At 54.6% G+C, this 16,112-nt stretch carries 13 protein-coding genes and 1 pseudogene; 5 read left to right on the top strand and 9 right to left on the bottom strand.

The features are described 5' to 3' along the window. Positions 1-36 precede the first annotated feature (36 nt). Complete coding sequence (locus EOS98_RS06985; protein WP_001528431.1) at positions 37-891, top strand: AraC family transcriptional regulator; 855 nt, start codon at positions 37-39, stop codon at positions 889-891. A gap of 7 nt (positions 892-898) precedes the next feature. Here EOS98_RS06985 and EOS98_RS25085 read toward each other — a convergent pair. The 7 genes and pseudogenes from EOS98_RS25085 to glk form a co-directional block, all read right to left on the bottom strand. Further along, positions 899-979: pseudogene (locus tag EOS98_RS25085) on the bottom strand (hypothetical protein); the annotation flags it as partial. A 13-nt stretch (positions 980-992) separates the two neighbouring features. Next, positions 993-3,488: a phosphoenolpyruvate--protein phosphotransferase gene (gene ptsP / locus EOS98_RS06980; protein ID WP_126523935.1), complete on the bottom strand. Its 2,496-nt coding sequence runs from the start codon at positions 3,486-3,488 to the stop codon at positions 993-995. 21 nt (positions 3,489-3,509) lie between these two features. Then, entirely contained in the window at positions 3,510-4,550 is a 1,041-nt protein-coding gene (gene ypdE, locus EOS98_RS06975; protein WP_023181642.1) for an aminopeptidase, read from the bottom strand. After that, positions 4,550-5,632, bottom strand: coding sequence for an aminopeptidase (gene ypdF, locus EOS98_RS06970; RefSeq protein ID WP_126523934.1), 1,083 nt, complete (start codon positions 5,630-5,632; stop codon positions 4,550-4,552). Before ypdF ends, ypdE begins: the two co-directional genes overlap by 1 nt. 16 nt (positions 5,633-5,648) lie before the next feature. Next, entirely contained in the window at positions 5,649-6,896 is a 1,248-nt protein-coding gene (locus tag EOS98_RS06965) for a PTS fructose transporter subunit IIC (RefSeq protein ID WP_001528423.1), read from the bottom strand. A gap of 20 nt (positions 6,897-6,916) precedes the next feature. Next, the gene (locus EOS98_RS06960) at positions 6,917-7,243 is read right to left on the bottom strand and encodes a PTS fructose transporter subunit IIB (protein WP_000162759.1); all 327 of its coding nucleotides are present in this window, start codon (positions 7,241-7,243) and stop codon (positions 6,917-6,919) included. Positions 7,244-7,518: 275 nt separating this feature from the next. Further along, positions 7,519-8,484, bottom strand: a complete 966-nt coding sequence (gene glk / locus EOS98_RS06955; protein WP_000170380.1) for a glucokinase — start codon at positions 8,482-8,484, stop codon at positions 7,519-7,521. A gap of 203 nt (positions 8,485-8,687) precedes the next feature. On the opposite strand from glk, the gene EOS98_RS06950 reads away from it, so the two are divergent. Further along, positions 8,688-9,923, top strand: a complete 1,236-nt coding sequence (locus EOS98_RS06950; protein ID WP_000468920.1) for an ion channel protein — start codon at positions 8,688-8,690, stop codon at positions 9,921-9,923. A gap of 19 nt (positions 9,924-9,942) precedes the next feature. On the opposite strand, the gene EOS98_RS06945 is transcribed toward EOS98_RS06950, so the two are convergent. Further along, positions 9,943-11,595, bottom strand: coding sequence for an alpha-keto acid decarboxylase family protein (locus tag EOS98_RS06945; protein ID WP_126523933.1), 1,653 nt, complete (start codon positions 11,593-11,595; stop codon positions 9,943-9,945). A 179-nt stretch (positions 11,596-11,774) separates the two neighbouring features. On the opposite strand from EOS98_RS06945, the gene mgrA reads away from it, so the two are divergent. Further along, positions 11,775-12,773 carry an L-glyceraldehyde 3-phosphate reductase gene (gene mgrA / locus EOS98_RS06940; RefSeq protein WP_023260184.1) on the top strand — a complete coding sequence of 333 codons (999 nt, stop codon included), beginning with the start codon at positions 11,775-11,777 and terminating at the stop codon, positions 12,771-12,773. 113 nt (positions 12,774-12,886) lie between these two features. Continuing rightward, entirely contained in the window at positions 12,887-13,213 is a 327-nt protein-coding gene (ypeC, locus tag EOS98_RS06935; protein WP_000490091.1) for a DUF2502 domain-containing protein YpeC, read from the top strand. A gap of 60 nt (positions 13,214-13,273) precedes the next feature. On the opposite strand, the gene EOS98_RS06930 is transcribed toward ypeC, so the two are convergent. After that, complete coding sequence (locus EOS98_RS06930; protein ID WP_000131734.1) at positions 13,274-14,515, bottom strand: Nramp family divalent metal transporter; 1,242 nt, start codon at positions 14,513-14,515, stop codon at positions 13,274-13,276. Positions 14,516-14,857: 342 nt separating this feature from the next. Here EOS98_RS06930 and nupC point away from each other — a divergent pair, with 342 nt between their 5' ends. Further along, positions 14,858-16,060 (top strand): nucleoside permease NupC, encoded by a 1,203-nt coding sequence (nupC, locus tag EOS98_RS06925; RefSeq protein WP_000376347.1) that lies wholly within the window; start codon positions 14,858-14,860, stop codon positions 16,058-16,060. The last annotated feature ends 52 nt before the right edge of the window (positions 16,061-16,112 follow it).

Below are 16,112 nucleotides of genomic sequence, written 5' to 3'. Positions count from 1 at the left end.
TTCAGACAGTTGAAGCATTCATGCACAGGAAAGGCAATGAAAAAAACAGACTTACCGGCAGACCAACAATTTTTTGCCGATCTGTTTAGCGGCCTGGTGCTGAATCCACACCGATTAGGACGCGTATGGTTTGCCAGCCAACCACCCTCCCTGCCCTCCGGCAGCTTATGTATCGACCTCCCGCGGCTGGATATCGTCTTGCGCGGAGAATACGGTAATCAACTGGAAAAAACGCAGCGTCGGCTGACGGAAGGCGAAATGTTGTTTATCCCTGCCCGTGCGGCGAACCTGGCGGTTAGCGATAAACCGGTGATGCTGCTTAGTCTGGTATTCGCGCCCTCCTGGCTGGGTTTATTGTTTTACGAAAACCGTACAGCATCGCTTTTACGTCCGACGCGCCGTATCGAATTGCCACATTTGCAACGTGGCGAAGGCGAAGCAATGCTGACCGCGCTTACCCATTTAAGCCGTTCGCCTCAGGAACAAAATATTATCCAGCCGCTGGTGCTCAGCCTCCTGCATTTGTGCCGGAACGTGGTGAATACGCCCCCCGATATCTGCCGTCCACGCACTGAATTTCTCTATCACAGTATCTGTAACTGGGTACAGGATAACTACGCCCAGCCGTTAAACAGAGAAAGCGTTGCACAGTTCTTTAATATCACCGCCAACCACCTGTCCAGACTATTTACTCAGCATGGCACCATGAGTTTTGTGGAGTATGTTCGCTGGGTGCGAATGGCGAAAGCGCGTATTATGTTGCAGAAATACCACTTGCCGATTAACGAAGTCGCGCTGCGTTGCGGGTATCAGGATAGCGATTATTTTTGCCGTCTGTTCCGACGTCAGTTTGGCCTGACGCCAGGGGATTACAGCGCGCGGTTTCAGTAACAAACCGCTCGCCCGATGGCGGCGTAAACGCCTTATCTGGCCTACCATCACTCACGGACGTAGGCCTGATAAGCGCAGCGCCATCAGGCGGTTATCCCATGCTAAAACGTTAACTCCGCCTTCAGCAACGCCAGAATACTGTCGGCATCATTGGCGGCAAACAGCGACTGACGGAAGTTTTTATTTACCAGCTTACGGGCGAGCTGTGAAAAAACCTTCACATGATTTATCCCTTCATCCGCCCCAAGCGTCAGCATAATCACCAACTCTACGTCACCCATCTCCGACTGCCAGTCTACGGGCTGTGCGAGACGCGCAATACTGATCGACGAGTGGCGAATCCATTGCGATTTGGTATGGGGGATCGCCACGCCAAAACCGACGGCGGTGGTCACAATCTCCTCACGCTGCCAGACGTCCTCTTCCAGTTCGAACGGATGTTCGGTACGCCCGTTAACGCCAAGATTACCGCACAGAAACTGGATAACCTGTTCCTTATTACTGAGCGGCTCGCCGACAAAGATATTTTCCAGCGCCAACAGCGGTCGTACCTCTTTTTCTGGCGCGAACTGATTCAGCAGAGCTTCTATCTCCTGGGCGCTGCGACACTCGCAAGCCTGACTTGCCAGCGCCCGACACGCCTGACTATCCAGATGACGTAGCTGACTTTTTACCGCCGGAATACGTGGACTGCTCATACTTAGCTCATCCAGCCCCAGTCCCAAAAGTAGCGGTAAATAGCGGCTTTCTCCGCCCAGTTCGCCGCAAATGCCGACCCATTTGCCTCGCTCATGGGCAGTGTGGATAATCTGCCGCAACATGCGTAAAAACGATGGCGTAATCGGATTATACAGCGGCGAGACGCGCGGATTATTGCGATCGACCGCGTACAGATATTGCGTCATATCGTTCGAACCGATGCTAAAGAAATCCACCTCATCGCAGAAATGATCGATGATGTAACAGACCGACGGCACCTCAACCATAATTCCCAACGGAATATCCTGCGCGTGACGCAGCCTTTCCCCATGCAGCTCCGCAACCGCCTTTTTCAGCTCACTTTTTACCCATAAAATCTGGTCAAGACTATGCACCATCGGAATCATCAACTGCGCATGACCGAAAACAGCAGCCCGCAAAATTGCGCGAAGCTGGGTGCGAAAAAGCCCGGCAAACTCAGGGTAGATACGCACCGCACGGTAGCCAAGAAAAGGGTTCTCTTCCTGCGGAATATTGAGATAGCGGATATTTTTATCGCCGCCAATATCCATGGTGCGGAAAATCACCGGCTTTTCGCCCGCCGCCAGCAAAACCTGTTGGTAGGCTTCAAACTGCTCCTGCTCATCCGGCGCGCTGTCGCGATCCATAAACAGCATTTCGGTACGAAACAGGCCAATGCCTTCCGCGCCGTTGGAGAACGCGCCAGGCGCCTCCAGCGCGGTGCCAATATTCGCCGCAATATCGATACGCTGGTTGTCCTGCGTACAGGCAAGCAATGCCGCATCGCGCGTCTGCCGCTGTTGTCGTTTATCCGCCAGCTTCTGCGCCACGGCATAATAGCCGCGCACCGAGGTATCCGGACTAATCGCCAGTACGCCGCACTGCGCGTCCAGCACCGCAGGCCGGGTAGCATAACGACCAATGGCCTCGGCAGAGAGCCCGCTAAGCACCGGGATCGCGGAAGCGCGCGCCAGAATCAAAGTATGTGACGTCCGCCCGGTCTTTTCGAGGATCATACCGGACAGATACTGTAAATCGAGGCTTAAAAACTGGCTGGGCGTTAAGTCTTCCGCCACCAGAAGGGTAGGACGCGTTAGCACCAGCGCATTACGCGGCTGTTTTTCAGGCCAGGTAATGTGCAACAACTGCTCGGTGATATCGCGAATATCGCTCACCCGCTCGCGCAGATAATCACTTGCCGAGGCTGAAAGCTGGCGACAAACCTGTTCCATATTGGCAATAATCGCCGCTCCCAGCGCCAGATGGCGTTCAACCATTAAGCGACGAATATTCCCCACAAACTCATCATCCTGAATCAGCGACAGATGAGCGCTTAAAATAGTTTTACTCTCGCCGTCACGCTCGCGAAGCTGTTGATTAAGCTGTTCCGCCAGCGTCGCCAGGCTATTTTCAAGGCGGGTAAGATCTTCAGCGCTCGCGGGAATAGTACGGTAGCCCTCCAGATTATCGCTCTGCCACAGCGTCAGAATCCCCTCGCCCACGCCGCTTGCCAGCACATCGCCGTACAGCAAATCCGGATTCAGGCGAAGCAGCGAGCGCGGCAGCGGATGCGCCGCCAGTTCGGCTGGCCCTGGCTGAACGCTATCGCTGTCGATAAAATGGTGCGCAAGCCAGGCCTCCAGCGATCGTTTAGCCTGTTCTTCATCACGCCCGCTGATATTCAGAACGCAGCTATCATTGAACAGCGTACTGGTGCCGATAAGCGCCAGCGAACTTTTCGCGTCCGCCCGCGTATTCTGACGATGATTAATAAAAGTAATATCACTTTGCCACTGGCTGCACTGTTCTTTCAGCTCCCACGCGGGACGCGCATGAATACCGTTAGGCAGCGGGCAGAGAAACTCTATCGTTAACATAACTACTCCTTTAGCGCGAAATCAGCACCTGAAATCCGTCAGGCGAGCCACAGTATCGCGCGTAAAACCGGTCATCAGCGCCGACAGCAACTGCTGTGTCTGCAGAATGTCACGACAGTCGGCAATCGAGGCGGCACAATGTCCGTGGCGGGTTGCCGGACCAAGCACCACCGTCGGGATGCCCGTTCCGCTCAGATGCACCGCCCCGCCGTCCGTTCCGCCGTTGCTGAACATATCCAACTGTAGCGGTATTTCCGCTTGCGCTGCGATGCTCTCGACCCAGGCGGTTAGTTTTGGCGGCGCAATCAGCGACTTATCGCTCAGCACCAGCATCGGTCCCAGACCGATTTGCCGATGATTCGCCGCGCCATAATCAAAATTTTTCGCCCAGCAGGCGGTATCCAGTACGATGGCTAAATCCGGCGCAACGGCGCGGGCCGCCGTTTGACCGCCGCGTAATCCCACCTCTTCACTGGAACTGGCCACCAGCCAGATTTCCGCCGGTAATTCCGCATCGTGCCATTCACGCAGCAACGCTATCAGCAGATAGCAACCGAGCCGATCATCAAAGGCTTTACCCATCACCCGCTGATGCGGCAACACCTGAAACGCGCTATCAAAAGTCACACGATCGCCGGGACGAATCCCCGCCTGTATCACCTCGTCATAAGAACGCGCGCCAATATCGACCCGCAGTCCGCTCACCTCGTTGCCGCTGCGCTCACCATCAAGCAGGCCGGGAATTTTACATTCCTCCCGCGTGGTGATGCGGACCGGCTGGAGCTGACGCGCCGCCATTCGCACATTGCCCACCGGCAGCACATCAATCGCCCCCTCGCCGGAAATACTGCGCACCATAAATCCCACTTCATCCATGTGCGCGCAGATCATGACTTTCGGGCCATCCGAGGCATTAAGTCGGATCAATACCGATCCTAAGCCATCGAAGCGCACCTCTTTATGCAGGCGATCCGCTTCGTCGAGTAAGATCTGGCGAACCTCCTGTTCTGACGCGGCGATCGCATCCGCCTCGCACAGCGCTTTCAGTAGCGATAAATCCATCATGCGGCTCCTGTCAGTAATACGGTTTTCGGCATGGAATAGAGCACTTCCGCGCCTTCCGGCGTGACCAGTACAACATCTTCGATGCGTACCCCGCCCAGCTCCGGCAGATAAATGCCCGGCTCCACGGTCAGTAGCATTCCCGGTGCGAGTACTGTGTGGTCATCAGGCGAAAAGCGGGGATCTTCATGTACCTCAATGCCGATAGAATGGCCGGTGTTATGAGCGAAAAACTCGCCATATCCCGCCTGGTCGATAACATCGCGCGCGGCGGCATCCACCGTCAGACAGCGCGCGCCCGGACGAATAGCCGCAATGGCGGCAAGCTGTGCCTCAAGGACAATGTGATAGACGGGAAACAGCGGATGCTCCTGCGGCGCGCCCGCGCCGGGCACCAGAAAAGTTCGGGTCATATCGGAACAATATCCCTGATACAGCGCGCCGAAATCGAGAGTTATCCATTCCCCCGCCGCCACGATTTTATCGCTGGCTTTGCCGTGCGGCAGCGCGCCACGCCAGCCGCTGGCGACAATAGTATCGAAGGAGGCTTTCTCCGCGCCGCGCTGGCGCATAAACCACTCCAGTTCAGCGGCGATTTCCCGCTCGCTCTGGCCTGGCGCGATAAAGCGGCGAATGTGTTCCGCACCCGCATCAGCAATGCGACATGCTTCACGAATACGGTCGATTTCCGCCGACGTTTTAACCTGCCGCAGCGCGTCAATGGAGACGCTGATCATGGTGGCCTGCAGTTCCGTCTGCCAGCGACGCGCCGTCTCCCAACTGACCTGCGCGCCTTCAAAGCCAACCGTTTGCAGATTTTCCGCAGCGATAATCTGATTCGCCAGCGACACCAGCGTCTGTTGCCCGCCGAGCAGATGTATGCAATATCCGTTCGCGCGCGCTTTCACATCAGCGTAATAACGGGCATCAACCAAAATATGCGCATGTTGGCGGCTGATCAGGACAAATCCTGAGCTGCTGGAAATGCCCAGATGCGGCTGCTTGTTCGGGCGCGAGGAGATCAGTACCGCATCTAATTGGCGCTCGGTGAGCCATTGGCGAAGCGATGTCAGTCGCGTCATGTTATCAGTCCTTATTTCACAGACTTTCAATCAGCAATTTACCCCGGCGGTACATCATATGGCGCAAGAAGATCACCATCAGCGCCGTTATCACCGCGCCCAGTAAAATACCCGCGATATAGACGCCGAGATGGCTTACCAGCGGCCACGCCCAGATTGCCGACTCCGGGAACCATTGCACCGCGCCCAGCCAGACGGCGAACGTCGACCCCACGATGGCGCCGACCATGTAAGACGGGATGGCGGTGATCGGGCTTTCCAGCGCAAAGGGAATCGCCCCTTCGCTGATCCCCATAAACGCCAGGAACATCGCCGTCTTACCCTGCGGATAAAGCTGCGCGTTGAACAGACGTTTACCGGTCAGACGACGGTCGAGCAGCGTCGCCAGCCCCAGACCAATCGGCGGGATGACAATCGCGATGGAACGCGCCGTCACCGGCAATACATGGTCAGTGGTAAAACTAAAGGCAACAAATCCTGCGGCTTTGTTAATGGGACCACCGAGGTCGATGGCAGTCGCGGCGGCGATTCCCATCGCGTACATTAATGCCCCCTTTTCACCCGCCGCGGTGAGCAACGTGCGAATTCCGCCATTAATCCAGCCGCCAAAGGGCGTAATCACGTAGTACATCGCCAGCATTACAAAAATGGCGGAGAGAATCGGCAGTAAAAAGGTGGTCTTAAAGGCCAGCAGAAAGTCAGGCAACTGGATTTTTTGGTTCATCCACTTCACCAGATATCCCGCGACGATAGAAATAATCAGCGCGCCGATAAAGGTTGACGGGACTGGCGCGGTGGTCACCCAATGCAGGCTGGCCGGATCAAAATTCAGCACCTGCGTTGGCTGAGTGGACATCAAACCGCCGATAAAACCAGCCGGAAACGCCAGTTTGCCGCCGATAGAGTTCGCCACAAAGGCAGCGAACATCGGGATGGCGAAACCAAACAACACGCCGCCGAAAGATTGCGATAACCAGGCGAACTTCAACAAGGAGAGATTAAAACCAGCGAATTTTCCGCTGTTCAACGCGTCCATGATGCCGGTATCGGCGGGAATGTCCAGCCAGCTATAGGCAATCAACTGCGAGAAAGCGAGGATCACCCCGCCCATGATTAACGTCGGCACCATGCGTGAAATTCCGGACATCACATGCTGCGGTAGTTCGCCCCAGAAGCTATTACCAGAGGCCTGCGGTTTCTTGACTGCCGCTGCCGCGCCGGATGCGCCGGGTACAACAGTCGCACTGCGTTTTTTAATGGCCATATCTGTATCCCTGTCGAGAATTACGGTTGTTCGGCGGCAATCATCTCTTCAATTTCTTTGATAATGCCCGCAGCATTTTTAATGGCATCCTGAAGCGTGATCTCGTATACATCGCGTGATTCAAAACGCTCGTTATCCTCCGGCGTTACTGCTACGGAATGGATAATTAACGTCGCTTCGGCAATGTCCTGCGCCGTGAGACGGTTTTGAATACCATCAGCGCCCTGGGTTTCGATTTTGACTTCGTATCCTGCTTCTACCGCCGCCTCTTCCAGCGCCTGCGCCGCCATAAAGGTGTGAGCCAGGCCCATCGGACACGCGCAAACGGCAATCAGTTTTTTAGTCATAACGTTTTCCTCGTAATAGTTAACGAGGGAAATTATGACGGTGAGAAGCCTACGCTTGTTACCAGATGAATAATGCTTTTACTGGACAAGTAATTCTGCTAAGCAGAAATGTGACGCGTGTCGGCATGGTCGGTAACAGGCGAAAAAAAACCGCGTGAGGCACGCGGTTTGAGGCTGACAAGAGAATGTTTAATTGCCTGATGACGCTGCGCTCATCAGGCCTACAGATGACACACTTTTGTAGGCCGGATAACGCGTTTATGCCACCATCTGGCTTATAGAATATGACCTAATGTCTGGCGCAGATGCGCGCCGGAGCCTAACAAGCCAGGATTATCATGGACAATCAGATAGACCGGAATACCGTGTACATAATCTTTAAAGCGGCCTTTATCTTCAAAGCCACCACGGAAGCCGGACGCTTTAAAAAATTCCAGGAAGCGCGGGACAATACCGCCAGCGATATAAACGCCGCCAAATGTCCCCATGGTTAACGCCAGATCGCCGCCAAATCGCCCCATGATGACGCAAAAGAGCGACAACGCGCGGCGACAATCGATACAGCTATCCGCCAGGGCGCGTTCGGTAATATCTTTCGGGCGCAGATTTTCCGGCAGACGGTTGTCGGACTTAACAATCGCCCGGTAAAGATTCACCAGCCCCGGGCCAGACAGCACGCGCTCGGCGGAAACGTGGCCAATTTCGGCGCGCAATATTTCCAGAATCATAGCTTCTTCTTCGCTATTAGGCGCAAAATCGACATGCCCGCCTTCGCCCGGAAGGCTAATCCAACGCTTATCCACATGCACCAGATGCGCCACGCCCAAGCCGGTTCCCGCGCCATACACCGCAATAGGTTTGCCGTCTACCGGTTCGCCGCCGCCGAACTGAATTAAATGCTCTTTTTTCAGCATCGGGATCGCCATCGACACGGCGGTGAAATCGTTGATGATTTCCAGATGGCTAAAGCCGAGATTTTTTTTCATTTCCGCAATAGAAAAAGCCCAGGTATGGTTAGTCATCGCTACCCAGTCACCGGTAATCGGGCAGGCTATGGCGATACAACCATCTTCCACGCTGACGCTATGCTCATCGAGATAAACGCGCACCACGGCCTCAAGACTGGGATAATCCAGGCCGGAATACGTTTTGGCCTGCGAGATTTCTCCACTGGCGATATCACACAGGGCAAGACGCGCATTCGTGCCGCCTACATCTCCTACTAAAGCATACTTTGTCATTCTTCTACTGCTCCGCTAAAGTCAAAATAAGTCTTTGTCACACTGTAAATTCATGGGGGCATAACAACAACGGCCATCAGGCTGACTGCCTATAAATATAGATCTTCATCACAGAATTACTTTCTTGTTTCAGCACCAATTGCAGCAATGCCGTCGGGCAGGCTGTGCAAAATAGGTATACGACCCCGTGTAAGGAAGAGATTATGTTCCACCCGCGTGCCCGAACGATGCTGCTGCTGTCGCTCCCCGCGCTGATTATTGGCGTAGCGTCAAGCCTGGTTTTAATCGCGGCGATGAAAGTCGCGTCGGTTTTTCAGCAATTTCTTTGGCAACGACTGCCCACCAGCATCGGCATCGCTTATGATTCGCCGTTCTGGATAGTGGGTATGCTCACGCTAACCGGGATCGTGGTGGGTTTGATTATCCGTTACAGTCCCGGACACGCTGGCCCCGATCCGGCCATCGAACCGTTAATCAGTATGCCGGTCTCGCCATCTGCGCTACCCGGGCTGCTTCTCGCCTTAATCATCGGCCTTGCTGGTGGGGTAAGTTTGGGGCCAGAGCATCCGATAATGACAATAAATATCGCGCTGGCGGCGGCTTTCGGCTCCCGCCTGTTTCCGCGTATCACGGCGTTAGACTGGACGATTCTGGCCTCTGCGGGTACCATCGGCGCGCTGTTCGGCACGCCCGTCGCCGCAGCGCTGATTTTTTCGCAAACGCTTAGCGGCTCTAACGATATTCCCATGTGGGATCGCCTGTTTGCGCCGTTAATGGCGGCAGCGGCGGGGTCACTCACCACCAGCCTGTTCTTTCATCCGCATTTTTCGTTACCCATCGCCCATTACACGCAGATGCGGCTGGTGGACATTGCCAGCGGAGCGATCGTCGCGGCGATCGCCATTGCCGCCGGGATGGTCGCCGTCTGGTGCCTTCCGCGTCTGCATGAGTTGCTGCACCGACTGAAAAATCCGGTCCTGATTCTCGGCATTGGCGGTTTTATACTGGGTATTCTGGGCGTCATTGGCGGGCCACTTACCCTGTTTAAAGGCCTGGACGAAATGCAACAAATGGCGTTTAGCCAGACGTTGGGCGCGGGAGATTATTTTACCTTAGCCGTCGTCAAACTCGCCGCGCTGGTCATCGCGGCGGCGAGCGGCTTTCGCGGCGGGCGCATTTTTCCGGCTGTGTTTATCGGCGCGGCGCTGGGGCTCATGCTCCATGCCCATGTTGAGGCCGTACCCGCGGCGATTACCGTCTCCTGCGCGATTCTTGGCTTAGTGCTGGTAGTGACGCGTGACGGCTGGCTCAGTCTGTTTATGGCGGCAGTCGTCGTACCGGATACCAATCTGCTGCCGCTGCTCTGCATTGTGATGCTCCCCGCCTGGCTATTGCTGGCGGGAAAACCGTTGCTGGCCGCCAACCGTCACGAACCCTAATCCGGCGCAGCGGGGGCCATTATCCCCCGTTGCGGGCTTCCAGCGCCCGGGTCACGGTACGCAGTAATTCCGGCAGATCGGCTTTTGGCAACATCACTTCAATAAATGACAGACGTTGTGGGCGCGCCAGCCGTTCGAGGACCTCCGCCAGTTGGATAGCCTGCGTCACCCGCCAGCACTCCGCCTGTTGCGCCGCGTTTAGCGCCGGTGGTATCTGCGTCCAGTTCCAGCTCGCGATGTCGTTATACCGCTGGGCCGCGCCGTGAATGGCGCGCTCTACGGTATAGCCGTCATTGTTGAGCAGCAGGATGACCGGCGCCTGCCCGTCGCGTAACATCGAGCCCATCTCCTGAATCGTGAGCTGCGCCGCGCCATCGCCAATAATCAGAATTACCCGCCGATCGGGGCAGGCGGTTTGCGCGCCAAACGCGGCGGGCAAGGAATAGCCGATAGACCCCCACAGCGGCTGAACCACAACTTCCGCGCCGTCAGGAAGCGACAGCGCGGCAGCGCCAAAGGCGGCGGTCCCCTGGTCGACAAGGACAATATCGCCCGGTTTGAGATACTGCTGTAAGGTTTGCCAGAAGCTTTCCTGGGTCAGTTCTCCCTTATCAATCCGCACTGGCTGTCCGGCGGAACGCGTCGGCGGCGGCGCAAAAGCGCATTCCAGGCACAGTTCGCGCAGCGTAGACACCGCCTGCGCCATCGGGAGGTTGAACCAGGTTTCGCCGATGCGCGACGCGTAAGGCTGAATCTCCAGCGTGCGTTCCGCCGGCAATTGTTGGGTAAATCCGGCCGTAAGGGTATCGACAAAACGGGTGCCGACGCAGATAACCCTATCGGCGTCCTCTATGGCCTGACGCACTTCTTTGCTGCTGGCGCCTGCGCTATAGGTGCCAACGAAGTTCGGGTGCTGTTCATCAAAAAGCCCCTTCCCCATCAGTAGTGTCGCATGAGCGATGGGCGTTTCCGCCATCCAGCGCTGCAACAGTGGTCGTAAACCAAAACGCCCGGCAAGAAAGTCGGCCAATAGCGCAATGCGCCGACTGTTCATCAGGCACTGACGGGCGTGGTAACGAAAAGCCGTCTCCACGCCGCTTTGCGCTTCATGCACGGGCAACGCCAGCGCCTGCGTAGGCGGGATGGCCGTTTTTTTCGCCACGTCGGCGGGCAACATGATGTATCCTGGCCTGCGTGCGGCAAGCATTTCACTCAATACGCGGTCAATCTCGAAACAGGCGTTCTGTTCATCCAATATTGCGCTGGCAACAGATATCGCCTGACTCATGCGATAAAAATGACGAAAATCGCCGTCGCCGAGGGTATGGTGCATCAATTCGCCACGTTGCTGCGCAGCGCTACAGGGCGCGCCGACGATATGCAAGACCGGGACATATTCCGCGTAACTGCCCGCGATACCGTTAATAGCGCTAAGTTCTCCCACGCCAAAGGTGGTGAGTAGCGCTCCAGCGCCCGACATGCGCGCATAACCGTCCGCGGCATAAGCGGCGTTCAGCTCATTGGCGCATCCCACCCAACGCAGGGTCGGGTGGTCAATCACATGGTCAAGAAACTGCAAGTTATAATCGCCCGGTACGCCAAAAAGATGGCCAATGCCGCATCCTGCCAGTCTGTCCAGCAAATAGTCGGCCACGGTATAGGGGTTTTGCATGACAGCTTTCCTTCTGACGTTGACATTATGTTGAGTATTAAGGAATGCCGATGGCTGTCCAGCGCGGTGGGGATGAAAGCCTGGAAAACAATGTTTACAGCGGCAAACAGTAAAAGCCGGATACCGCCTGGCGAGTGTAACCGTATACACTATTTATTCACGCCACAGGGGGAAAGGTCATGATTTATCAGCCCGATGAAAATCGTTATCACACAATGGAGTATCGTCGCTGCGGACGCAGCGGCGTCAAACTTCCCGCTATTTCGCTGGGGTTATGGCACAACTTCGGCGATACGACACGGGTAGAAAATAGCCGGGCGCTGCTGCAACGCGCATTCGATCTGGGCATTACCCACTTTGATCTCGCCAATAATTATGGGCCGCCGCCGGGCTCCGCAGAATGCAATTTTGGCCGCATTCTGCAGGAAGATTTTTTACCGTGGCGTGATGAATTGATCATCTCCACCAAAGCGGGCTACACCATGTGGGATGGCCCTTATGGCGACTGGGGGTCACGGAAATACCTTATTGCCAGCCTCGATCAAAGCCTGAAACGTATGGGGCTGGAGTATGTCGATATCTTTTATCACCATCGTCCCGATCCCGAAACGCCGCTTAAAGAGACGATGAAAGCGTTAGATCACCTTGTGCGCCAGGGCAAAGCGTTGTACGTGGGGATCTCTAACTATCCTGCCGATCTGGCCAGACAAGCTATCGATATTCTGGAGGATCTCGGCACGCCTTGCCTGATTCATCAGCCTAAATATTCGCTTTTTGAGCGTTGGGTAGAGGACGGGCTGCTGGCGCTATTGCAGGAAAAAGGCGTCGGCAGTATTGCCTTCTCGCCGCTGGCGGGCGGGCAGCTCACTGACCGTTATCTGAATGGCATTCCGGAAGATTCCCGCGCGGCGAGCGGAAGCCGTTTCCTTAAACCAGAACAGATTACCGCCGACAAACTGGAAAAAGTTCGCCGGTTGAATGAACTGGCCGCGCGACGGGGCCAAAAATTGTCCCAGATGGCGCTCGCCTGGGTGCTGCGTAACGATAACGTTACCTCGGTACTGATTGGCGCCAGCAAACCGTCGCAAATCGAAGACGCCGTGGGAATGCTGGCCAATCGCCGTTTTTCAGCGGCGGAATGTGCAGAAATTGACGCTATTCTGGAGGGCCGGTTTTAGCAAAAAATGCTCTCCTTCATGATTTAAGAGTTAAGGCGATGAAACAAATCTTTACTGCTTTGTAATATTGCATTAACAGGCCGGCGACGGCTCGATCGTGAAGGAGAGAAAGTATGTTCAGGTCACTGATTCTGGCGGCAGCCTTGCTGGCTTTTACACCGCTTGCCGCGAATGCGGGCGAAATCACCCTGTTGCCCTCAATAAAATTACAGATTGGCGATCGCGATGATTACGGTAACTACTGGGACGGTGGTCGCTGGCGCGACCGTGATTACTGGCACAACCATTATGAATGGCGTAAAAATCGCTGGTGGCGCCATGACAACGGCTATCATCGCGGCTGGGATAAGCGTAAAGCGTATGAACGCGGTTATCGGGAAGGCTGGCGCGATCGCGACGATCATCGCGGGCGAGGCCGGGGTCACAAACATCATCACTAAGCCTCCTGCTGAATAATAGCCCGATGACGTTCACGCATCGGGCCTGCTATCTTTCTGTCTTTATGACAACCCCATCACCGTTCCAACCAGTAACCAGATATTCAGGGCGACGACCAGCACGACAATTATCCAGCCAATCTGTTTTACTCGCCGCGTGTTCACCAGCTCGCCCATTAGCGTAGCGTTACTGGTGAAAATCAGGAGCGGCACCAACGCCAGCGCAATACCAAAACTCAGCAGCACCTGACTCATCACCAGAATTCGGGTAGGGTCCAGCCCCATCAAAATCACAATAAATGAGGGCAGCATGGTAATGGTGCGCCGTACCCACAGCGGAATGTGAAAACGGACAAACCCTTGCATCACCACCTGCCCCGCCAGAGTCCCTACCACAGTGGAGGAAAGCCCTGCCGCTACCAGACTAAGACCAAACACCGTTGCCGCCGCATGGCTTAGTAACGGTTCCAGCGTCAGGTATGCCTGATCGAGGTCGGCGATGCCGGTGTGGCCGCTAAAATGAAACGCCGCCGCGGCGGTCGCCATCATTGCCAGATTGACAAAACCGGCAATCGTCATAGCAATAGCGACATCCCATTTCGTTGCTGAGTACCGTTGTTGCCGCGTTCCGCCGTGCAGATGCTGTGTTAATGACGAGTGCAGATAAATCACGTGCGGCATAATTGTCGCGCCAAGCACGCCGGCGGCTAAGAATACGGCTTCCGGGTTCGGTAGCGCCGGGATAACCATTCCTTTGCCGAGCTGCGCCATATCAGGCTGAGAGAAAAACAGCTCCACAATGTAAGCAGCGGCGACAAAAAGCAGTAAACCGCCGATGACTTTTTCAAGCGGTTTTTGACCGCGGCGTTGTAACATTAAAATCAGAAACGTCGCGATACCGGTCAATACCGCGCCCTGTAATAAAGAGACGCCCAGGATCAGCTTAAAACCTATTGCCGCGCCGATAAATTCAGCTAAATCGGTGGCCATCGCGATGATTTCCGCCTGTACCCAGTAAAACCAGACTACCGGGCGCGGATAATGGTCGCGAATTTGCTCCGCCAGGTTCTTGCCCGTGGCGATTCCGAGTTTTGCCGAGAGGATTTGAATCAGCATCGCCATCAGGTTCGCCCAGACCACCACCCAGAGTAGCTGGTAGCCAAAGCTGGCGCCGGCCTGAATATTGGTCGCGAAGTTACCAGGATCGATATAACCAATCGCGGCAATGAACGCAGGTCCCATTAATGCGAGCCTTAGCTTGCGCGCCGCCCGTCCGCTGCTATTCTCTACGCGATTGTCAGTCATCTTTTGCCTCAAAAACATAGCCTTTGCTATGTTTCATGCTATGTTTATTGATAATGATTATCAAGTGCATTTCAATGGGTACGGGTGATTACTTTGATAGTGTGAAACGATAGACCGATACGATGACGACCTGTATCAGAACAGTTTGGCTTAACATTACAAGATTAGCACACTGATATAACTTTTCATTTTCATATTCAGTACAGTAAAAGTGTATTACAGATCACTAATTTTGAATCTCGTCACAGGTCCTTATTATAGTGTGTGTTGGATCTCGTTTTCTTTACGGCTGTTGCATAGAATGTGCACGAAAATTAAACCTGCCTCATATTTGGAGCAAATATGGACCGCGTCCTTCATTTTGTCCTGGCGCTTGCCGTTGTTGCGGTACTCGCACTGCTGGTTAGCAGCGACCGTAAAAAAATTCGCATTCGTTACGTCATTCAGTTACTTGTTATCGAAGTATTACTGGCCTGGTTCTTCCTGAACTCGGATGTTGGCCTTGGCTTCGTAAAAGGTTTCTCCGAGATGTTTGAAAAACTGCTCGGATTTGCCAACGAAGGGACAAACTTCGTCTTTGGCAGTATGAACGATCAAGGTTTGGCGTTCTTCTTCCTGAAAGTATTGTGCCCGATCGTCTTTATTTCCGCGTTGATCGGTATTCTTCAGCATATCCGCGTTCTGCCAGTGGTCATCCGCGCTATTGGTTTCCTGCTGTCCAAAGTAAACGGTATGGGCAAACTGGAATCTTTTAACGCCGTCAGCTCGCTGATCCTCGGTCAGTCTGAGAACTTTATCGCTTATAAAGATATCCTCGGCAAAATGTCCCGTAACCGCATGTACACCATGGCTGCAACGGCGATGTCTACCGTTTCCATGTCTATCGTGGGCGCGTATATGACCATGCTGGACCCTAAATATGTGGTCGCAGCGCTGGTTCTGAACATGTTCAGCACCTTTATCGTTCTGTCGCTGATCAACCCCTATGTCGTTGATGCCAGCGAAGAAAATATTCAGATGTCGAACCTGCATGAAGGCCAAAGTTTCTTCGAAATGCTGGGCGAGTACATTCTGGCAGGTTTTAAAGTGGCGATTATCGTCGCGGCGATGCTGATCGGCTTCATCGCGCTGATCGCGGCGCTGAACGCGCTGTTCGCAACGGTTACCGGTTGGTTCGGCTACAGCATCTCCTTCCAGGGCATTCTGGGTTACATCTTCTACCCGGTCGCATGGGTAATGGGCGTACCGTCCAGTGAAGCGCTGCAGGTAGGAAGTATCATGGCGACCAAACTGGTTTCCAACGAATTCGTGGCGATGATGGATCTGCAGAAAATCGCCTCTACCCTCTCTCCACGCGCTGAAGGCATTATCTCCGTCTTCCTGGTGTCCTTCGCGAACTTCTCTTCCATCGGTATTATTGCGGGTGCGATTAAAGGCCTGAACGAAGAGCAAGGCAACGTGGTTTCCCGTTTTGGTCTGAAACTGGTTTACGGTTCTACGCTGGTGAGCGTACTGTCCGCCTCTATCGCGGCGCTGGTACTGTAAGTCTGCGTTTAATGTAGAAACCGGGGAGCTATCCCCGGTTTTTTTATGCCGC

It is taken from the genome of Salmonella sp. SSDFZ69, assembly GCF_004010755.1.
Lineage (GTDB): Bacteria > Pseudomonadota > Gammaproteobacteria > Enterobacterales > Enterobacteriaceae > Salmonella > Salmonella enterica.
This window is presented reverse-complemented; position numbering and strand designations above follow the sequence as displayed.